General features: G+C 34.2%; 22 protein-coding genes and 1 pseudogene. 4 read left to right on the top strand and 19 right to left on the bottom strand.

Annotated features, from left to right (window positions below):
* Positions 1 to 106: 106 nt before the first annotated feature.
* The 3 genes from ACQV2X_RS05045 to ACQV2X_RS05035 all read right to left on the bottom strand — a co-directional run bounded on the left by ACQV2X_RS05045 (position 107) and on the right by ACQV2X_RS05035 (position 2,620).
* On the bottom strand, positions 107 to 736 hold the full coding sequence (locus ACQV2X_RS05045; protein WP_428874514.1) for a TIGR01906 family membrane protein: 630 nt from the start codon (positions 734 to 736) through the stop codon (positions 107 to 109).
* A 28-nt stretch (positions 737 to 764) separates the two neighbouring features.
* Complete coding sequence (locus ACQV2X_RS05040; protein WP_428874515.1) at positions 765 to 1,478, bottom strand: YutD family protein; 714 nt, start codon at positions 1,476 to 1,478, stop codon at positions 765 to 767.
* 518 nt (positions 1,479 to 1,996) lie between these two features.
* A complete protein-coding gene (locus ACQV2X_RS05035) occupies positions 1,997 to 2,620 on the bottom strand; it encodes a hypothetical protein (protein ID WP_428894289.1) in 624 nt (207 codons plus the stop codon).
* Between the two features lie 157 nt (positions 2,621 to 2,777).
* Between ACQV2X_RS05035 and ACQV2X_RS05030 the strand changes: the two genes are divergently transcribed.
* Complete coding sequence (locus tag ACQV2X_RS05030; RefSeq protein ID WP_428894288.1) at positions 2,778 to 3,620, top strand: DegV family protein; 843 nt, start codon at positions 2,778 to 2,780, stop codon at positions 3,618 to 3,620.
* Positions 3,621 to 3,673: 53 nt separating this feature from the next.
* Here the strand turns inward: ACQV2X_RS05030 and ACQV2X_RS05025 are convergent, their stop codons facing one another.
* The 4 genes from ACQV2X_RS05025 to ACQV2X_RS05010 form a co-directional block, all read right to left on the bottom strand.
* Positions 3,674 to 4,789, bottom strand: a complete 1,116-nt coding sequence (locus tag ACQV2X_RS05025) for an alpha/beta fold hydrolase (RefSeq protein ID WP_428874519.1) — start codon at positions 4,787 to 4,789, stop codon at positions 3,674 to 3,676.
* A gap of 14 nt (positions 4,790 to 4,803) precedes the next feature.
* Positions 4,804 to 5,574 (bottom strand): hypothetical protein, encoded by a 771-nt coding sequence (locus ACQV2X_RS05020; RefSeq protein ID WP_428874520.1) that lies wholly within the window; start codon positions 5,572 to 5,574, stop codon positions 4,804 to 4,806.
* Positions 5,575 to 5,583: 9 nt separating this feature from the next.
* Entirely contained in the window at positions 5,584 to 6,474 is an 891-nt protein-coding gene (locus ACQV2X_RS05015; protein ID WP_428874521.1) for a polysaccharide deacetylase family protein, read from the bottom strand.
* A 143-nt stretch (positions 6,475 to 6,617) separates the two neighbouring features.
* Positions 6,618 to 7,046 (bottom strand): MarR family winged helix-turn-helix transcriptional regulator, encoded by a 429-nt coding sequence (locus ACQV2X_RS05010; RefSeq protein WP_428874522.1) that lies wholly within the window; start codon positions 7,044 to 7,046, stop codon positions 6,618 to 6,620.
* Positions 7,047 to 7,233: 187 nt separating this feature from the next.
* Between ACQV2X_RS05010 and ACQV2X_RS05005 the strand changes: the two genes are divergently transcribed.
* Positions 7,234 to 7,485, top strand: coding sequence for a hypothetical protein (locus ACQV2X_RS05005; RefSeq protein ID WP_428874325.1), 252 nt, complete (start codon positions 7,234 to 7,236; stop codon positions 7,483 to 7,485).
* 36 nt (positions 7,486 to 7,521) lie between these two features.
* Positions 7,522 to 7,752 (top strand): annotated as a pseudogene (locus tag ACQV2X_RS05000) (N-acetyltransferase family protein); the annotation flags it as partial.
* A 124-nt stretch (positions 7,753 to 7,876) separates the two neighbouring features.
* On the opposite strand, the gene ACQV2X_RS04995 reads toward ACQV2X_RS05000, so the two are convergent.
* The 12 genes from ACQV2X_RS04995 to ACQV2X_RS04940 form a co-directional block, all read right to left on the bottom strand.
* A complete protein-coding gene (locus ACQV2X_RS04995) occupies positions 7,877 to 8,353 on the bottom strand; it encodes an S-ribosylhomocysteine lyase (protein WP_428876612.1) in 477 nt (158 codons plus the stop codon).
* A 58-nt stretch (positions 8,354 to 8,411) separates the two neighbouring features.
* The gene (locus tag ACQV2X_RS04990; protein ID WP_428874322.1) at positions 8,412 to 8,711 is read right to left on the bottom strand and encodes a hypothetical protein; all 300 of its coding nucleotides are present in this window, start codon (positions 8,709 to 8,711) and stop codon (positions 8,412 to 8,414) included.
* Between the two features lie 46 nt (positions 8,712 to 8,757).
* Complete coding sequence (locus tag ACQV2X_RS04985; protein WP_428893184.1) at positions 8,758 to 11,157, bottom strand: DNA internalization-related competence protein ComEC/Rec2; 2,400 nt, start codon at positions 11,155 to 11,157, stop codon at positions 8,758 to 8,760.
* Positions 11,154 to 11,852, bottom strand: a complete 699-nt coding sequence (locus tag ACQV2X_RS04980) for a helix-hairpin-helix domain-containing protein (RefSeq protein ID WP_428874321.1) — start codon at positions 11,850 to 11,852, stop codon at positions 11,154 to 11,156. Before ACQV2X_RS04980 ends, ACQV2X_RS04985 begins: the two co-directional genes overlap by 4 nt.
* 114 nt (positions 11,853 to 11,966) lie before the next feature.
* The gene (gene coaD, locus ACQV2X_RS04975) at positions 11,967 to 12,452 is read right to left on the bottom strand and encodes a pantetheine-phosphate adenylyltransferase (RefSeq protein ID WP_428875366.1); all 486 of its coding nucleotides are present in this window, start codon (positions 12,450 to 12,452) and stop codon (positions 11,967 to 11,969) included.
* Positions 12,445 to 13,026 (bottom strand): 16S rRNA (guanine(966)-N(2))-methyltransferase RsmD, encoded by a 582-nt coding sequence (rsmD, locus tag ACQV2X_RS04970; RefSeq protein ID WP_428874317.1) that lies wholly within the window; start codon positions 13,024 to 13,026, stop codon positions 12,445 to 12,447. Before rsmD ends, coaD begins: the two co-directional genes overlap by 8 nt.
* A gap of 5 nt (positions 13,027 to 13,031) precedes the next feature.
* A complete protein-coding gene (locus tag ACQV2X_RS04965) occupies positions 13,032 to 13,388 on the bottom strand; it encodes a YlbG family protein (protein ID WP_428874316.1) in 357 nt (118 codons plus the stop codon).
* Positions 13,388 to 14,659: an FtsW/RodA/SpoVE family cell cycle protein gene (locus tag ACQV2X_RS04960; RefSeq protein ID WP_428894287.1), complete on the bottom strand. Its 1,272-nt coding sequence runs from the start codon at positions 14,657 to 14,659 to the stop codon at positions 13,388 to 13,390. The genes ACQV2X_RS04965 and ACQV2X_RS04960 overlap by 1 nt, the downstream gene beginning before the upstream one ends.
* Positions 14,660 to 14,857: 198 nt before the next feature.
* Positions 14,858 to 15,460, bottom strand: coding sequence for a superoxide dismutase (locus ACQV2X_RS04955; protein WP_428874313.1), 603 nt, complete (start codon positions 15,458 to 15,460; stop codon positions 14,858 to 14,860).
* 139 nt (positions 15,461 to 15,599) lie between these two features.
* Complete coding sequence (gene typA / locus ACQV2X_RS04950; protein ID WP_428874312.1) at positions 15,600 to 17,429, bottom strand: translational GTPase TypA; 1,830 nt, start codon at positions 17,427 to 17,429, stop codon at positions 15,600 to 15,602.
* Between the two features lie 9 nt (positions 17,430 to 17,438).
* Positions 17,439 to 18,218: an inositol monophosphatase family protein gene (locus ACQV2X_RS04945; protein ID WP_428894286.1), complete on the bottom strand. Its 780-nt coding sequence runs from the start codon at positions 18,216 to 18,218 to the stop codon at positions 17,439 to 17,441.
* 9 nt (positions 18,219 to 18,227) lie between these two features.
* Positions 18,228 to 18,503 carry a UPF0223 family protein gene (locus ACQV2X_RS04940; protein ID WP_428875364.1) on the bottom strand — a complete coding sequence of 92 codons (276 nt, stop codon included), beginning with the start codon at positions 18,501 to 18,503 and terminating at the stop codon, positions 18,228 to 18,230.
* A gap of 611 nt (positions 18,504 to 19,114) precedes the next feature.
* Between ACQV2X_RS04940 and ACQV2X_RS04935 the strand changes: the two genes are divergently transcribed.
* Positions 19,115 to 21,067, top strand: a complete 1,953-nt coding sequence (locus tag ACQV2X_RS04935) for a DUF1430 domain-containing protein (protein ID WP_428894291.1) — start codon at positions 19,115 to 19,117, stop codon at positions 21,065 to 21,067.

Raw genomic sequence — 21,067 nt, 5'->3', positions numbered from 1 at the left:
TTTCTTTTTATTATATATCAAAAAGCCCTCTAAATCACCATAGGTTGGTGATTTAGAGGACTTTGTCTACAGTCTGAGATAAGCTCAGCAGCTGAGCTTATCTTTTTTATATTTTCTTTTTAATAAACAAATAAATAATTCCTAACAATAATTCATATAGCATAACGACAACAATTAGTAATAGAAAGAAGTAACTATCTGGAAGCACATTAATGACAGGATCTGTTAAAGGATCAAACAGCCATAAATCATTTTTAAAGAAAATTTGGTGAAAAAGAATAAAGATTTTATCAAAAGCGATAAGTGCTAGAAATAATAAACCAATTGGCAACATGTAACTTAGCATCATATATATCTTAAGATAGGGATTACGTCTCCTCTGCTTGCGAATATTTATCAAAACAATCGCTAAAACAAAAATTAAAAACAAAGCTGCCATCATGGTTAGCTGGATTAAAACTTTAACTTCAGCAAAATGCTGAATCCCTCCGTCAGAAGAGGCAAAATCAGGCAATAGCATTTGACTTTCCATCGGATGGGTTAAGAAATCAACAATTGTTTGATAATTTTGATTTAATTGCTCACTCGTTAATCCAACTGTTTCATGCAATTTAAAATATTGATTAAAGATTCTATAAATAACTGGCGATAGAAAAACGGTCAATGAGATTGCCCCAGTTAAGGATGCTAGGCAAAATAAGCAAACTCTGGCAAAATTTTTAATGTGGTCAGTCAAACTATGGATCCTCGCTTTCTAATAAAGGCTAGTTGGGGCGTTTTTTTATAACGAAATCCTTCTTATGATTGATTCTGTTTGTCGGCTTATTCATCTTATTAGACCCGACAGTCAAATTGTTTTTACTTTCAGATTTACTTAGTGAGTGGCTTTTTTCATTTCTTCTCTTAATTTTAGGGGTAACAGTCTTAGAACGATGGCCGAGATTTTGAATTTTTCGATTCGTTCTTTTTTGATAGCTACGTCCCCGTGTGTTTTTATTTGAAGTTCTTGGATAAAGTGTCTTACTTTGAATGTTATTTATCTTGCCCGCCCTCAATCGATCTAATAAATGAGGATATTCAGCGATAGAGCTTTTTTTTCCAATAACAAAATACTTGGCGCCAAAATTACAATATTCATTGATATAATCCTCTAACGTTTCAATACGTTGATCGAAAGCCACTTTGGGTGTTCCGATTTGATAAAACCCTCTTAAGCGAAGCTGATTAAAAGCCCAATCACCAACAATATAATCATACTTAGCGAAGAGGTCTTGATAGCGATTATAGAAGGCTTCAAAGTCAAAAGCTTCTTGATGATTAATAATCAAATCGTATTCTTCGTCTTCAATCATTAAGGAACTGTCATTTAAAAATTTAATGTTTTTAATAACATCTTCATTTAATTCATCGCCCGTTAGGTCATCCAATAGTCGATCTATTTGTTTGTTAATTTTTAACTCTTTTGTTGAATCTGTCATAATTTACTCCTGTTCTAAAGGGAATTCTCCCTGAAAATAATCACTGATAATATGTCTTAAAATTAAGAAAGATAATCGTTAGTTTATCGTATTTCATTATAAACGGTAAAAAGGAAGATAGACACAGTCATCTAGACTGGCTAGACAATACATTTGTTCATTGTCTAGCATTTCATAATCTATTAGCCATCGATTAATCCATCGTTCATAGAAACACCTTTAAAGAACATTGTAGCAAAAAATATACCTCCAAATCCATTGCCAAAGAGTCCCCTACTTGCTAATGTAAACTTTTGATGATTCATTTATTCGGAAAGAAATCTTAATAGCTACCGCTTTGCTCAATACGCTTTCTTTGGTATTGATATAAACTACTCTGATATATCGCTTTTTCAGCTATCAATGCTATTTTATTAATAGATAAAACATGCAATTTAATTAACTATCCTTCTGCAGTTACATTTTTAACTCGTTATAAAAAGACCTCCTCTTAATAACAAAAGGAGGTTTTAAATGGACTATTTAAAAATACCTAAAAGTATATAAGCGACAATTAAGAATATTACACCAAATATAAGGTAAGTCATCCATTCTTTTTTTAGACGCGGAATTGGTTTTGCAATCACATAACCGGCAGCTAAGACTATCATAACAACTATGATAAGCACTGAAAAGACAGTTGCTGGTATAAGATAACTAAGTAAATAAAGTATCGGTAAGACAATAGCTACTGAAATTAAGGGAAGACCTAAATAGAAATTCTCTTCATCTATTTGATAAGCTTGAAATTCCAAGGGACGGTTAAAATGTGCTAAACGAATGGCTACAGCAGTTAAGTAGACTGCAATAGTAATCATACCTAATATTCCACCTTGAGTAGCTGTTAATAATAATCCAATTGGAATCAAACCAAAGGATAGAAAATCAGCTATAACCTCTAACTCTGTGGAAAAAGCTAGTTGTGCATCTGTCTGGTCAAATTGCTCAGAAATATCAATTGAATACTCATTAAGAATGGCTCCTATCATCATAGATATTAAACCATACTCAATTGCCCCTATATAGGCAAAGCCTAATCCTACAATCGAAAAAACTATTTGAACTAAGACGATTAAATTGGACCGATGTAGATCTCCTAACATAATCTTTCCTCCTCACATGAAATGTATGTCAACTCCTATTTTACCGATAATATGCTGTTTTTAGCAAGTGTTAAAATTAAACTTTCAATAAATTGAAACTGATTCTGAAATTAGTTATACTACTGATAATTAATTGACCATAATTGGGGGAAATATTATGCAGTGGAAAATAGTAACTGACTCTGGCGCGAGTATTCGTTCTGTCAAAGATATCAACGAGGAAATAGAGTTTGAAGTTGTTTCTTTAATACTGAATATCGATGAGCATACATATAAAGATAACAATCAAATGGATACCCAAACTCTAGTTAATAAAATGGAAAGTGGCCAACAGACTGGAACTGCTTGTCCAAGCCCTGAAAGTTATGCACAAACATTTGAGTCCAATCAAAATGTTTTATGTTTCACTTTATCTTCAGGTGTTTCAGGCTCTTACAATGCTGCTTGTTTAGGAAGAGAGTTAGCCTTAGAGAAAAGTCCTGATGCTAATATTAAAATCATCGACAGTCGATCGGCTGGAGCTGAAATCGACCTACTTATTACTCTTGCTGCAAGTATCATTAAAGAAGAGACTGATTTTGATTCGGTAGTGGCAAGAATTGAAAAAGAACATTTAAATACAAATGTCAATTTTTTGTTAGAATCTGTTGATAATCTAGTAAAAAATGGCCGAATATCTAAAATTATTGGAAACATGATTGGATTACTAAATATACGTTTAATCGGAAAAAGAAGTTCTGAGGGTACGATTGAACTTGCTCAAAAAGCTAGAGGCCATCAAAAAGCAATGAAAAAACTTTGGGCAGAAATAAAAAGCAAGGGATTTAATGGAGGGAAAATATTTATTAACCATGTCCTAAACCCGGAAGCGAGCCAAGAACTTCAGTCAATGATTCTTGCAGAATTTCCACATGCAGAAATTAATATTTTACCTTCTTCTGGCTTATGCACTTTCTATGCTCAAAGAAATGGTCTAATTGTTGGCTACCAAACCAAATAATTCAAACAAAGAAGGCTGCCTTAAGGGATGTTTAAGGCAGCCTTCTTTGTTTACTATATATTTTTATTAATAAAGTGAAGGATTTGACTCACTATCTTTCTCACTTGATCATCATGTCCTAAAAGAATCTCGTGCTCACTTGAAGGTACAAGGAAGTTTAATGAATTTGGAAGACAATTATAAAAATGGAAGATACCCTCTTTTTTTACAATCTTATCACTAGCTGCTCGGAAGATGAGACTTGGAAAAGTCATTTTCTTGATTTCTTTTTCTTGATGGATAGTTTGCAAAGCATCTAAAGATGCCTTCAACCAGTTAATAGAGCCTGACTTGGTAGGATAAAGATGAAGTTTTTTATTGAGTTCAAAAAAGAAGCGCCCTCTTACTTCAGAATTGGACAGCTGATTGGGTGTTCTGAAAACTAAATGGTCATCTATTCCTCCATTTGAATCTTCAGGTAAATAATTCTTACCCCGGCCGACTTTTTGCATCAAGCTAGCGCTCATATGCGCCAATTCCATTGGCATTCCCTTAGTATCAATCGCAAGCATTGGGGAGGATAAAATAAGACCATCTACTAAATCTGGCCATAATTGAGCAAAGCGAGAACTGACAGCCCCACCCATTGAGTGTCCAAATATAAAGAGAGGCTGTTCTTCTCCACCCAGTTCTTTAACCCTTTTTACTAGGCATTTTAAATCATTGATATAAACGTTAAAATCTATAATATCAATTTGGGTTTGGTTAGGTGATAATTTAGATTCCCCATGTCCTCGTGCATCATAAGTCAGTACTTGAATTCCTGATTGTAATAAATAATATACTAATTCTCGATATTTTTCTTTAAATTCATTAAAACCATGGACAATAAGGCAAGTTGCTTTGGCTGTTTCTAAAGCATAGAAGTCATAAGCTAAGTGATAAGCCCCTTGGTTAATTGATCCCTCTTGTCTTAAATTATCGATAAATGGGCTGAGTTTTTCATCCCAATTCTTCTCATATTCTTCTTCTTGCAACCAATCCATGGAATTTTCAATTTCAGCTAATTCAAGCAATCTTTCAGCATGACTAATCTTAGGAAGTGGATGCTTAAAATTTTGATGTAATTGAGAAGCTAGAGAAATACTTGCTAATGCAAGAGACCATCTAAGGTAATTGTTACTTTTCATATTATCCTCCCTATTTAAAGTTTCTGTGTGTCAAAGTTTAATACCACAACAATCCGCACATAGGACGAATCATCTAGACGAAAATCACTGGCTGAAGCTTTAGCAGATATAAATACCGACCGCATGTCAGAAAAATCTTCATTTTGTTCGAAAAAAGCTTTGGCTAAATATTGAGCGAATACTGCTTCATCTTTAGACCAAGTATCTAAATGAATATCATCAGACGAAATAAAAACCTCATATAAGTTTTCGCCAATCCGATATTGATTATTTTCAATCTCGTAAAAACGCTCGCGGAAATTTAGTCCCTCTTTAGTTTTAGAATCTAAATATACATAATTGTCTAACTCATCGAGTCTAAGTAGATTCCCATTTGACAAATATGGTGCTAGATAGACTGTTTGTTGTGGGAAATAAACTCTGTTAATTGCTTCTATAAATGACCTGTTTAGCTGACTTATATCTAACTGATTATTAAAAGAGTCTGCCATTTGCTGGCCTTTGATAAATCGAGGATGTGCTAATACTGCTTGTGGATACTGGATGGGTTTTTTATTCCCTGGGTACGACTGAATCTGATTAATTATATCGGGAGAGTCTTCATCTGGAACTTTTTCAATTCCAATCAGTTCCTTAGATATTTTACTGAGTCTTTGATAAGTGGATAAACCTTCTTGAGACAAAGCTTGATCGATCATTTCTTCATGAAAGTGATAGATGGTGCTTAGTCCAAGTATTATAAATAAGAGTTTAAAATAAAAAGATAGCGGAAAATATTTTTTCAATCGATTCGCCTAGCTTTCTTTTTCAAAATTTGGTTTACGAATTAATAAAGGATCAACTATATGGTAACCTTGCTCACGATAACCGTCTACCATCCTCGAGATAGCACCATTAGTCCATGGACGATCATGCATAAGAATGTTTGCTCCTGCCCTTAAATAATCATTATTTAAAGACACTTCTAATAAAGCTTCGCTTTCTAAATACTCATCCATCCAATCATATCCAAAATTCCAAGTCATTAATTGCATTTCTAGTTCTTGGCATATCTGATAGGTATCCATGTTAAACAAACCAAAAGGCGGGCGGAACCATCTTGGTTTTTCTCCTGTAATTTCTTCAACCAAATCACTTGTTTGTTTAATTTCTTGATACTGCTGGTCGTAGGTCATTTCTTTTAAGTTAGGATGATGCTGAGTATGATTACCGATTTCGAATCCCATATCATAAATTTGCTTGGTAATCTTTCTCCCCTTTTCCTCTGTTAAGAACATACCATTCACTAAGAAAATAGCATTTACATCCTTAGCTTTTAATTGTTGGGCAATTTCAAGTGCATAGGAATTCGGTCTTTGAGGCGCATCATCAAAGGTAAATAAAAGAACTTTATGATCACTACTATCGTATAAAGGAAATATTTCCGAAGAAATATCAGGGTTTTCTTGCATATAGTAGGCATAGCCATCCTCATCGACTTCCGCATAGTTAGAATAATCTGTCCAAGCTTGACGAGTACCATCCTTTTTTAAAGAACTTTCTTTAGTGGAATCTTCATCGTAAGTACTCTCTAGTATTTCTAATTCATCAAGCTGTACTTGTTTTGATTCTGTTTCTTCGTTTAAAGGCGCCTTTTGACAAGCGGATAAACAAAATAATAAAAGAATTAAAGCCGAGAATTTCATCAATAATTTGTCCTTTCTAAATCCGATTTGCCTTTTTAGTTTATCATAGAAAGAATTAAAGTTAAAAGCAAGACTATCCTAATACAAGCTACATTTAACAAAAAAGTCCCTAACTCACTAAAAGAGTTAGGGGATCAAGCAGGCTATTCATAGCGAGTTAACTTTTGTAATAAGCGTTTCATTTCGAGCACTTCATCTGTAGTGAATTCTTCAAAAACTTCTAACAAATGTTTACGGTGCTCAGGATAAATCTCATCCATCAACTTAGTACCTTCTGCTGTAATTTCAGCAAAAGTTACACGACGGTCATTTAAATCTGGCTTTCGTTCCACATAACCCTTATTACACAACTTATCAATCACGTAAGTGGTTGAAGAGGAAGCAATTAAAATTCGATTCCCAATTTGTTGAATTGGTTGAGGGCCACGATTATATAATAATTCTAATACAGCAAACTCCGTCACATTCATATCTGAATGATTCGCATCTTTTTTCACCAATTTCTCAAAGTAGGCATGTGCTCTCATCATACCAATATATGTTTTTAAAACTTCTGTATCTCGATCTAACATCTACTCTCACCTTCTTATCTTAAAATTTTTAATCTCGAAAGCGAAATAATTATATCTTATCTATTAAAATTAGTCAATCCATTCCAATAAAAATCTAAAAAATTTGTTAAACGTAAATGATAATGTCTCAAGAGAACACAAATCAAAATGTCCCACTTCTGAGTTATACTTCCTTCAGGGGGGTTAGATGGGGAGTTATTTAATAATGTTCGAACAAAGAAAATATGCCGTCATTCAATCGGTTGCACAGGGCCGAAAATCAAAAGCCAGAGCCCAGGTGGAGCTCGGTTTAACACGTCGCTCAATTAGTCGACGACTAACCGTCTATAAAACCGATGGTAAATTAGGCTTTCAACATGGAAATGAAGTGATTGGCTTTGCTTACCTTAGTGGTTTTTATAAAGCCTTTTTGCCTCAGGCTACTTTACTTTCAATCTAGACAGCTGAAGGTTGTCCAGTAAAGGGGGGCGGTCATGAACTTTATACGGTGATAGTGTTGATGCTCTCTCAAACTAATATCGAATACATCATTTCTACCATTGTCGCTGATAATTATCGCTCTCTAAGCTTTCATGAAAAAGAAGGCTTTAAACCTATGCTTACTTTCCCAAAATTAGTGCGCAAAGCTGAACGCTTTATTGATGTGATTTGGATGCGAAAAGCTATAAGAGCTGTTTCACCAAACCATTCAATATCCAGCAGTTGAATTCGACTTTGAAAGAGACCAATTAATTACTGATTAATTATATCACTACACAGTCAAATAAATAGCAGGTTTGTTGAAGTTTCATTTTAAACTCCATTGTAAACCTGCATTTATTTTTGAAAAACTATTCGGGATAAGTAAAGCTTAAATCAGTCACTTTTTCAAGATTTTTTACATATCGCTTTGCTTGATATTTAGCCATTGGTAGGTTTTGATCGAGATAATTTCCACAATCTCTGGCAGTAGCACCAGGTATCTCCCCTTCAAAGTCTGCTGTGAATTTAAAGGTTTCTTTAATTAAATTCAAAACTTCTAGCCCTTCTAAGGCGTCCGTTAAAATTAAATAGAAGCCCGTACGACAGCCCATTGGTCCAAAATAAATGACTTCCTTTTTATATTTTTCGTGATTACGTAAAAAAGTTGCTGCTAAATGCTCAATTGTATGTATTTCTGCTGTATTCATTACGGGTTCAACATTTGGTGCTGTGAAACGTAAGTCATAAGTATGTAGTTTTCTTCCACCAATCTCATCTGTTCGAGACAAGTAGATACCGGGTTTTAAGATTAAATGATTGATGGTAAAACTTGGTATTTTTTCCAATGGAATTCCTCCTTTATATTGCTTCCAATGTAACGAAATAAGAATTATCTGTCAATTTTTAGTTAAATAAAAAGTATATTAGAATAAAATGGATGATTAAACGCAAAAGATGATGACTTATATTAGCTTGTCGACTACTTACCAATCGATCGCGATAGAGCGTAATGGAAAGGGCTAGTAACAAGATAGAAATAGCAATGTCTAAAGGTTTCAAGCTTGACCATAAATTCATTAGGGTCAAAAGAAATAGCAAATCAATAACAGTCAACGTTATCTTTGAAATATTGAGCCCATTTTTTATTCCTAAAATGCCAGTTATAAACACTATAGATGCATAGATAAAGACTATTATGTTCATCACAAACCTCCCTTTACTTCAGTTTTTTAAAATATATCATATATCGCTAATATAGTAAATGTGAATTTCTAATCTGTATATTTAAGTTCTCCTTGTTTATTGCTGTTCTAATTGACCAGCCATAAAAAGGTAAGTATGAAATTTCGATAGCACCGACATCTTGTGTATCTAAATAATTAAGGTGTCTTTTTTCTAATTTTTCAATTGTTTCACTATGAGGATGATTATAAGGATTGTCCTTCCCAGATGATATGAGCGCTAATTCTGGTTGCAGTTGGTCTAATAGATCTTCACTAGTAGAAGTTTTACTACCATGATGACCAATTTTTAAAACGTCTATTTTTTCACTTGAAAAAACTTGTAACAAAGATTTTTCTAGCTCAATTGGTAGATCTGCCATATTAAGAAATTTTTTATCGTCTATTACAAAAGAAGTGATTAGCGAAGAAGCATTACTAAAATCATCTTTAAGACTCGCAGGCATATCCAAACAAATTATCTCAATTTGATTTCCTCCTACCCTCACCTTAGTTCCCGGATTTAAGATGTGATGCTGGGTCTGATTAGGAATTTTATTTGCCATGGTTTGCCATATTGCTGACTCTTTAGTGAATTTTGAATAATACAAATGTTTTATTTCAATCTCTTGGATAAGTGTTATCAAATTACCAAGGTGGTCGATATCTGGATGAGTGATAATGACGCCTTCCAAACTAGCAATTCCTTGTGATTTTAAAGCTGGAATGACATTTTTTAAAGCAAATTGAGTATCCAATTTATTTTTCTCCTGGTAGCTAGCCATCTTCCCTCCGGTATCAACTAACCAAGCCTCTTTTGAAAAAGCCTTTTTATAGAGTAAAGCATCTCCTTGCCCTACATCTAAAACGATGATTCGCTCACGTGGATCAAGATAAGGATAAAATAATATTCCGATTGAATAACCGATAATTAAAGATTGCCAAGCTAATTTTGGGTTGCTTTTTAAATAATAAAACCAAATAATAGCTATACCAAGTAAAAAGATTGGTAAGAAAAAGTTTCCGTTTCCTAATAAGATTGTCCCGCTTTCTATAACAGAATGAAGCGAAAGGAATTCCCACATTCTTTGGAAGACATTAGATAGATAAGTAATGAACTTTAATAAAGCTGGATAGTACTGACTAACATATAATAAAATTGAAAAAGAGAACATGCTTGGCAAAATCCATCTTTCGAATATAGGCGTAAATAAAAGCACGACTGCTAGCTGTAAAAAATTAATGGTATAAGTACTTGAGAGTAAAAGGGGCCATGAAAATAAGAAACAAAATAAAGTTAGTTCACTTTTTTCTTGCCAAGTAGTTGAAAGGCTATCGACTATACTTCCTTGATAAAAATAAATCAGATACGACATTATGAATGATAAAAGAAAGGCTAAACTTTTTATATTGAAGGGATTAATAATTAGGAGGGTTATATAAATTACTGACAAAACATCTAAAGAAGAAAGTGGCCAATCAAACCTTTTGCGTAAATCATTAATTATAATAACCGACATAGAACGGATAACACCTATAGGCCAAGCTACTAACCATGCAAAAAAGGTTAAAAGTATAAAATTGATTTTTTTACTTACTAGAGGAGAAATACCTATTCTTAATAAGATAGTATTGAGAACTCTTCGGAGATAGTTGACATGAAAACCTGAGATTGAGAAAAAGTGTAAAATTCCTAAAGTCATAAAGGCCTGTTTATAATCTTGATAAACTGTGGAATTTAAATTGTAGAGTAATTTATTATGAATACTAACTAAAGGAATCTGACCACATTTTCTTATATAATGTGTTAACCTTGCTCTAACATTAGCAAGTAATACTAAGGGATGGTTGATTAAATTAGATTGATTCAATGAAATTTTTTTAATTTTCTTTACCTCCACCCCCCAAGCTATGCCTTTTCTTTTTAAGTAACTTTGATAGTTAAAAAGATCAAAATTGCGATTAGGTTCTACTTGCTTAATTTCGCCTTCTATTTCTAAACGATAGGAGCTAAGGGTTAAGTCAGGTAAATTTTCTTGCAAAGCTTCCTCATTCCAATAGGTCACTGTCACAGGGAAAGTGGTATCATTTTCGATAATTAAGAAGACTTCACCATAAAAGGTATTTTCACTTTGTTGGATTTGGTTTGGATTGATAGTTATAGTGGCTTCAATTTTTTCTTGGTCATTAAGCATAGAAAGTTGTTCTTGTAACTTGTTTTCTAAAAACCGATGCCTTACGAACACTAACAATAAAAAAAAGACAGCTAAAATGATTACGGCCTTATTATCACACTTAATAATTCGTATAAGGCTTAAACAAAATAGAATGAAGAAAGACAAGGTGGAATGTATAAGAAACAATAAAAACAAACTAATTAGCATAGCAATTAAAGTCCAGTGATAACGACAACTTGTCAATTTATTCATTGCTGAAGCCCTACTGTAATAAGGTCTTTTAATCCTTCAAAGGTTTTTGGACCGATGCCTGAAACTTGTAAAATATCTTCAGTGGCTTGAAAAGAACCATGGTCCTGGCGATACTGAATGATTTTTTGAGCTTTAGAAGGACCGATTTGTGGCAAAGTTTCTAATTCTGCTTGATCTGCTGTATTAATATTAATGAGTGTTTGCCTCTCCTCTTTATTAGAAGATCCTACCAACATTAACTCCTGGTTTAAGGCCGATGTTTTCTGCTGTGATTGCTCGTTTATGATTAGGGTATCCCATTCCGACTGACTATATACTGTAACCATCATCTGATCTTCTAACAGTAACGCTAAATTTAAGCTGTCTTGTGCCGCATCTTCAGTAAAACCTCCAGCCTTATCGATTAAATCAATTAAACGTGATCCTTGCTGTAATTGATAAACTCCTGGTTTCATAACCGCTCCCTTCAAATCTACATAAAGTTGTTTTAATACAGTGGTCTCATTTTCTTGACTGGTCATTTCCAATGCTAGTGAATGCTCTTCTGCTTGTAAATCAACAGTATCCCTTAATAAATTGTTTTGATTTAGCATCATAAAAACACATACACAAGCAACTAATATCAATAAAAATGGCTTATTTCTAATTTTTGCATAAACAGACGCTTTTTGACTTTCTTCAAAATAAGACTTCATGACTTTCCTCCTCACTTGACAATCTTAAATACAAGGAGAATTTCTTAAAGGCGCTTTTAAGACCCCCAGCATCAAAATACTGAGGGTCTTAAAATAAGCTTTGGATATCTCTTTTTATTTTATCCTTTGAGCAAGTGCTTGGGCAACATTTGGAGGAACCATTTGCGAAATATCTCCACCAAAATAAGCGATTTCTTTGATTAAACTGGAGCTTAAATAGCGATAATTTTCATTCGCAAATAAAAGAACTGTTTCAAGGCCTGGGAGTTGGGTTCGATTAACAGTCGCAATATTCGCTTCATATTCAAAATCTTGTGCCGAGCGTACTCCCCGAATAAGGGAAATCGCCTTAACTTTTTGATAGTAATGAGCAATTAAGCCATCTTCTAAGTAATCAATTTTTACATTTTTAAATGCTGCTGTAGCCTCTTCGATTAAAAGCTTTCGCTCCTCAACTGTAAAGACGGTCTTTTTTGTGGTATTCACTGCAATTAATACGATTACTTCATCAAACAATTGACTGGATCGCTCAATCAAATCTAAGTGTCCATATGTTAAGGGGTCGAATGAACCAGGAAAAACACCTACCCTTTTACTCATACTCTTCGCTCTCCTCACCTTGGTATTGATATATTCGAATGACTGTAATCCCATATTTTTTATTTTTTAATTCAAGAAAATTAGGGATTTCTTTTACGGAATGCACTTCGTCAGCCTCAAGAACTATTAAGCAACTCGGATTTAGAAAATCATTTTTGATTAACCACTCTAAGTCTTGCTCAACTTGATTTTCAGCGTAAGGGGGATCAAGAAATACAAGGTCAAAGGCTCGTTGGTTTTTTAGACCCCAATCTAATAACTTTGTCCGGTTTTTGCCACTTAGAAGTACAAACTTTTCTTCTTCTTTTGTCATCTTTATATTTTCTTTAATCGTTAAAACGGCTCGCCGATCTTTCTCGCACATAACAGCTCCTGCCAGTCCTCTTGAAACAGACTCTATGGCCAAAGCTCCTGATCCCGCGTAAAAATCCAAACAATAGCCATCAATCGGTAATCGATTAGCCAAAAGGTTAAACATCGATTCTTTTATTTTATCGGTTGTAGGCCGTGTGTTTTTCCCGGGAACCGCCTTTAAAGGACGAGATCGATAACTTCCTGCAATGACTCGCATCATACCACCTACTTCTTATCTTTTGCTTCTGGGACGATTTCTTGGGCGAGATCTTTAAAGAATTCGTCAAAGGAAACCTCTTCTTCCTCTTCTGCTTTTAAATCAGGATCAATTCGATCCTTTATAGCATCTTTAAAAGTCATATCGATATCATCTCGGTATGAAACCTCTACTTCCCGCACAAAATTTAATTTACGCAAAGAAGATAAAGTTTCATCAAGCTGAGAATCATTCACGTACATGATGGCATATTTCAAGCGTTCACTTAAATAATGTACTGTGCCATATTTTCTTAATTGCTTCCATTGTTTAAGACTATATAACCATACAACAAGCGATTTTCTTTTTACTGCTTCAAATGTCATTAGCGTCCACCTTTCAAATTGGATACTTTTGAGCGATTAGTTGTTTGTCTCATCCGAGCTTCTTCACTGATGAATTTTTGAACAATGCCTATTATTATCAAATTGACTACCATGCTCGTCCCTCCATACGATATAAAGGGAAGTGTCACTCCAGTAAGGGGGATTAAACTTGTCAATCCTCCAATATTTACAAATGTTTGCGTAAAGATTAAAATAGCAAATCCCGTAATACAAATACGGTGAAACAATTTACTCATCATACTGGCTGTTCTGAGTAAGTAAAAAACTAAACCAAGTAATGTTAAGATTACAGCGCTTACCCCTAGCAATCCTGTCTCTTCTGCTATCACTGATAAAATAAAATCTGTATGAGCGGCAGGAAGCATTTCTTTTATTACTCCTTGACCTAAGCCCACACCGAAAAGGCCACCATTAGCGATTGCTTTATAGGATTGAATGACTTGATAGCCTGTCCCATGTTGATATTTAAACGGATCAATGAAAGATCCTAAACGTTCAAAAAAGTGCCTTCCAGTACCCACAAAATAGTCTGCAAAGTATATTGAAACAATATAGATAACTATAGTAACAACAATAAAAAATAACAGAGAAAGAATATTCTTCTTTCTTGATAAATTAAAAATCATAAACAGAGAATAAGCACAAAAACCAATAAGTACTGTTGTGCCTACATCAGGCTGAATTAAAACAAACATTGCCGATATTATCATTAAACCAAAGGGCAAAATGATATACCAAAAAGAAGACTTTTCTAGTGCTATCAAATAAGTTCTTTTAAAATAAACAGCCAGTCGACTACATGTGAGCACCATAGCTATTTTAAATAGCTCAGAAGGTTGAAAATTATATCCTCCAATATTGATCCAAGAAGATGCCCCTCCTCCTTCCTGACCGAAGAAAGTAGCATAAAAAATTAAAACCATTGTTAGAAAATTGAGTATATTAATTAAAAAGATGTTAGAAAACCATCCGTTTGGAACAAGCCGAACGAGTAAAATCATGCAAAAACCAATCAAAATTGAGAGGGCTTGCTTCTTCACCATGGCTAATGGATCTTGTGACATGGTAGAAGAAAAGACGGCTAACATGGAAAAAAGTAGTAAAACAATGACAATAAGACTTAGTAACTTATCGCCCTTTCCATATAGATCAAATTTTTTCTTAAAGCTTGTGATAAAACGCTCTTTATTCATTTCTTTAGAATCTACTTCTCTAGTTTTAGGAGTGATGTAAAAGACTTTGTTTTCCATAATTATTCCTCTCTAATTCGCTAAAAACATTATAGCATAAAGCATCAGTAGTGGGTATTTATGAAAATAAGATCGGGATTTACTCTGACTAGGAATTAAAAAAGCACTTACTTTTCTTAAGTTTAAAAACTTGGAAAGTAAGTGAAAACTAAATAGATAGTTTTAAAAATAATCATTATACTTATTTATTCATAAATATTATGCTGAAAAGCGTTCTGCAACTTTGTCCCAATTAATAATAGACCAGAAAGCTTTAACGTAGTCCGGACGTCTATTTTGATAGTTTAAGTAGTAAGCATGCTCCCAAACGTCTAAACCTAATAAAGGAGTTAAACCTTCAGTTAAAGGATTGTCTTGATTTGGAGTGCCTAAAACTTTTAGTTTGTCGCCATCTTTAACTAACCAACCCCAACCTGATCCAAATTGACCGGTTGCAGCTTTTGTAAATTCTTCTTGGAATTTTTCGAAAGACCCAAATTCTTCATCAATTTTCTTAGCTAAGTCTCCAGAAGGCTTGTTGTCTTCTTGAGGAGCTTGTAATGATTCCCAGAATAGCGAGTGGTTATAGTGGCCTCCACCATTGTTGCGAACAGCTGTTTGAATATCACTTGGAAGTGATTTTAAGCTCTTGATAATTTCTTCAATCGATTGGTCAGCATACTCGGTTCCCTCAACGGCTGCGTTTAATTTAGTAACATAACCATTGTGGTGTTTAGTATGGTGAATCTCCATGGTTTTTTGATCAATAGCGGGCTCTAAATTATCATATGCATAGGGTAATTCAGGTAATTTGAATGTCATTTTTACTCCTCCTAATTCTGTTATGATCTTTATCATATCATGCCACTATAGTCAGACAAAGAAATATGCTTATATATCTATTCACAAAGGCATTGAACCCAAAGATACTCTTTTATTATCTTCGAGTTCTATGTTTATATTATTTTTTATTTTTTTTCGCTTTTTCACGGGTTGATTTGTCTAGAATACGTTTGCGTAAACGGATTGCCATTGGTGTAATTTCACAATATTCATCATCTGCCATGAATTGTATAGCTTCTTCCAATGTCATTTTTTTAGTGGATTTAATCACAGCTGTTTGGTCTTTGTTAGCTGAACGGACATTCGTTAATTGTTTTGCTTTAGTGATATTAACCGTCAAATCATTCTCACGATTATGTTCGCCAACAATCATTCCTTCATATACCTCCGTACCAGGTTCAACAAAAATCGTTCCACGATCCTCAAGATTCATAATTGAATATGTGGTTGCTTGACCGCTATCGATGGAAACTAAGGTTCCGTTACGACGCTGACCAAGTTCTACATTAATCACCGGACGGTACTCATCATAAGTATGGTTCATAATGCCGTATCCCCTTGTTAAAGACATAAATTCGGTTGAGAAACCAATTAAACCACGAGCTGGAATTGAAAAGACCAGACGAATCTGTCCATTGCCAGAGTGAACCATATCTGCCATTTCACCCCGACGATTACTGATAGCCTCGATAATGCCCCCCATGTATTCTTCCGGGGTATCGATTTGAAGACGTTCAAATGGTTCTGACTTAACGCCATCGATTTCTCTTATAATCACTTGCGGACGTGAGACTTGGAATTCATAGCCTTGACGTCGCATATTTTCGATTAAGATCGATAAATGTAACTCCCCACGTCCAGCCACCTTGAAAGTATCTGGCGAGTCTGTTGGCGTAACATTTAAAGAAACGTCTGTATGCAATTCCTGCATCAAACGATCTTCCAAATTACGCGCAGTAACATACTTCCCTTCACGGCCAGCGAATGGAGAATTATTGGTTAAGAAGTTCATTTCTAGAGTTGGCTCATCGATATGAAGCAATGGCATAGCCTCTGGATTATCAACTGAAGCAATCGTTTCTCCTACATAAATATCATCCATTCCAGAAATTGCAATTAAGTCTCCGGCCATCGCTTCTTTAATTTCAATTCGGTCTAATCCAAGAAAACCATATAATTTTGTCACTCGGAAATTCTTCTTAGAGCCATCAATCTTAATAACCGTTACCGCATCCCCAACTTTGATCTTGCCACGGAAAACGCGACCGATTCCAATTCTGCCGACAAAGTCATTGTAATCAAGCATGGTGACTTGACACTGCAGTGGGTCATCTGAATTATCAATTGGTGCTGGAATATGTTCAATTACTGATTCAAAAATTGGATCCATGGTATTTTCTTGGTCTTGCAAATCACTAGAAAGCGAAGAAGTCCCATTAATAGCTGAAGCATAAACAACTGGGAACTCTAATTGATCATCATCTGCGCCTAATTCAATCAATAGGTTAAGCACTTCATCAACAACTACCTCCGGACGAGCCGATGGCTTATCAATTTTATTAACAACCACTAAAGGAGTCTTACCTTCTTCTAAGGCTTTCTTCAACACAAAGCGTGTTTGAGGCATAGTACCTTCATAAGCATCTACTACCAAGATAACGCCATCAACCATTTTCATAATACGTTCTACTTCACCACCGAAGTCTGCGTGTCCAGGCGTATCCATGATATTGATCCGTGTTCCCTTGTAATTTACAGCTGTATTTTTAGCTAAGATGGTAATGCCACGTTCTCTTTCAATATCATTGCGATCCATTGCACGATCGTCTATCTGAGCTCTAGCATCTAAAGTATCCGATTGCTTAAGGAGCTCATTAACCAAAGTGGTTTTACCATGGTCAACGTGGGCAATGATTGCAATATTTCTTATGTCATTTCTTATTTTCATTAAATTCTCCTAATTTTCTTTTGAATTAATTATCTGTAATACTTCCTCATAAACTGCAGCGTTAGAGAAGAGACCAGGATTCGCTGTTAAAAGGTTCAGATCCTGTCCGTTAGGTTGACTATACTTAAAACCTAAAGTTTCTAAAATTGCTACTCCCGCTGCAAAATCCCACGGCATTAAACGACTTGCTAAATAAAAAGCGGATTCCCCTCTAATAACGGAAATCATTTCATAAGCTGCACAACCATAAGACCTTGAACCCAGAGATGCATGTAATAATGCTTGACTATTAAATTGGTTTTCAACTAAAATGTGGGCGTTTGTCACCATAAGCCCTTGCTCTAACGAATTAATTTCTAATGGTATCAGAGGACGATCATTCAAAAAAGCGCCTTGACCGACAAACCCATAATAAAGATCGCCTTGCATTACATCATAGATATAGCCCGCTAGCGGCCGACCGTCTTTATATATACCAATCATGACGCCAAAAAAACGCCCTTGCTTGACAAAATTCAAAGTTCCATCAATCGGGTCAATTATCCATAAGACTCCATGAGTCTCTTTAATCGAATGTCCCTTTCCTTCTTCGCCTAATACACGATGGTCGGGATAGTAAGTGTTAATTTGTTGGGTAAAATAGGCTTCTACTTCTTTATCCATCCGTGTGACTAAATCACTTGCGTTCGTTTTTTCTTCAACCATTAAATTGGTATTCAAGGAAGCGATCAACGAGTCCCCAGCTGTTTTTAACCAAGATATTACACGTTGATGTAATTGAAAATCCATAGTGACCTCCTAAGGCATTTTTAACGTTTGGGAATCTTTCAATGTTTTAGCTTTTTGCATGCATCGATAGATAGAGTATCCCGAAGCCGCTTGAAATTCACGATCAATTTGTTTTTCTTCACTTATCGAATTGACAATTTCTTTAAATGCTCGATACTTATCTTTAATCCGTTCTACTCTAATTCCTCTTTCATAGGCGGATTCAACCCCTGCTAAAAAATCAACAACGATCGTAATTTCTTGACTTGACCAATCTTCATTTAATGGATAGGAATAACTAGACATCTTATTACACCTCCAACAAATTCATTTCGGTTAATACTAATATAACGCATTTTTACGCAAATGAAAAAGTATTTCGAATATAAAACGTTTTCTTAATAAGATACATTGTTCTACTCAATCAAAAAGCGGATCCTAGTCAATAGAGCATACTAATTACCGTCAAAAACTCCTCACATTCAATATTTTGAACGCCTCAAATATAAAATGTTAAAAATAGTGTTTTATTTGCAACGTATCTTTTTATCTTTCATTCATGGTTCTGTTTCTTGCTTGTTTAGAAAGGCATAATGCTCCGGTGAAAGAGTGTTGGTAAACTCTCTTTCCACTTTCGGGACTACTTTGAGCGTTAAGCATACTTTTCTTATTGTCAGCCCACTTTTATAATAATTAATGAGGGGCTAGAAAGTAACTTGGAAATTCGGTAAAATTTTGTTAGCGAACGATTAACTTTTCAAGCCCCTTTGATAGTTGAAAAGTGCTTTCGATCATTTCTTCTGGATTAACAGTTAATCATGGCTGAAAGGAAGGTATCTTGTGAAAAAAATATATATTACCTTATCAAATTTAATCATGTTACTACTAGTTATAAATGTTATTAATTTTCCGCTGAGATATTTACTTTTTCTCAGTATCCAGGGGTTCAAATCATAAATTTTGATCAAAATATTCAGCGTGATGAATTTGAAGCAGCATTACATGATTTTGCAGTACAACATGAAATTCTCGTGGGCCGAAGAATAGTAGAACCAAATGAATCTGGCCAGACAAATTTTACTTATGCACTGTACGGTAATAAAGAATTGCCCAAAGAAATTAACAAAGCAAATTATGAAAGTGTTCAAAACAGTGACTTAGCAGCGAGTTATTTGGTTTTTGAAGGGGCATCATCTCTATCCACACTAAAGAAAACTTTTGAAGAATATGGAGCTAATACAATGGTTATTCCTGCGACGAGTTCTTTTCAAAATGCAAAGGATTTGTACTTACATTCCTCTATCATCATCACGCTAGCAATTCTACTGTTGACTTATTTTTCACTGACTTTAATACAAATTATAAAAAAAGCAAAAGAAATAGGCATCAAAAGAATTTCAGGTGCAACTACAAAGACAATCTATCACCAATTGATATCTCAGGATATACGCTATGTTATTATGATGATATTTATTACAACCTGTCTTTCAGGCCTTTTGCTAAAAATAATCGGACATTCAACGTGGTATCTTTTTAGCATTATATTCTATTCTTTAATAATTTTTAATAGCATCCTTTTGTTTTTAAATCTCTGTTTGAGTCTAATATTTTATATCTATACTGACCAATACAGGCTTTATTCAATTATAAAAGGAAAATTACCCTATCGTTTTCTGGTAATTTTCATGCTATTAGGTCAAGTATTTTCTGTAATTATTTTAGGTTATACGATTGATCAATCTTTAACCCTTGCGGATTCACTACATACTCTCCGGGCAGCTTCTAATAAATGGGAAGGTAATGCTGAGTTATTTGATATTAAATTTGGGCTCGCGCCGTTGATAAATTCTTCTAAACATGACAAACAATCCTTCAAAAAATGGTATTCTTTTACCCAAGAAGCATTAAATGAACAGGATGCTTTCTTTATCAAAGTTCAAAATAATGGTTTGGAAGAAAATGGGTTTTCTAATCCAGGTCCAACTCAAGATGCTAACCTATTTAATAAAGTAATGTTTGTAAGTCCGAATTATGTCAAGAGAGAAGCGTTAGATTTATCTGAAGAAAAAATTGAAAGGTTTAATCATTTAATTCTAGGAGAATTTGGTCTTATCATTCCTAGAGAACTTCAAGATTCAAAAAATCAAATTGAAAATTACTTTATAGATTATTTAAAAACGTTCAGTCGCGAAGGTGTCGAAAAGGACTTTAAAATATTATATGATGTAAAGCCAATTACTTTTTTTTCTGATCGTTTGACTTCAGTATTCTTGTACAATACAGAGAATTTTTCAGAAGAAGGTCTATCCAATCAACAGTATCTATCTGAGCCGATTATAGTTGTGATGTCACCAGAATCTACGGGTAACACTTTGCCTTCATATATGCATTGGACGATTAATGCCGCTAAAAACATTAAGTATACAGGGTATGATAAAACAATTCGTCTTTTAAAAAAATATGATTTATATTCTAAGATATCTTATTTGGTTAATTCAAGACAAACATACTTGGAAAAAATTACTAATTATAAAACTCATTTAATCACTCATTTGTTTGCTTCCTTTTTCGCATGTTTATCCTCATTATTACTTTTCATTTGTATGAATCAAGTTTATTTTAACCAGTTCCGTCGTGATATTTTAATAAAGAGAATCTCAGGGTTAAATTTTTGGCAAAATCATCAGGTTTATCTTGCATTGCAATTACTAATTTTTATCATCGCTTTTGGTTTATCAATGATAATAGCTAATCATAAAGTGAGTGTTTTAATCAATATAATCATCTTTTTGTCAATCGCTTTATTATCCCTAGTATTCCAAGCAAAAAAAGAAAACCGTCAGTCTTTAACCCTCTTGAAAGGAGCTTAA

Source organism: Facklamia sp. P12945, from assembly GCF_050409485.1.
Classification (GTDB): domain Bacteria; phylum Bacillota; class Bacilli; order Lactobacillales; family Aerococcaceae; genus Facklamia.
This window is presented reverse-complemented; position numbering and strand designations above follow the sequence as displayed.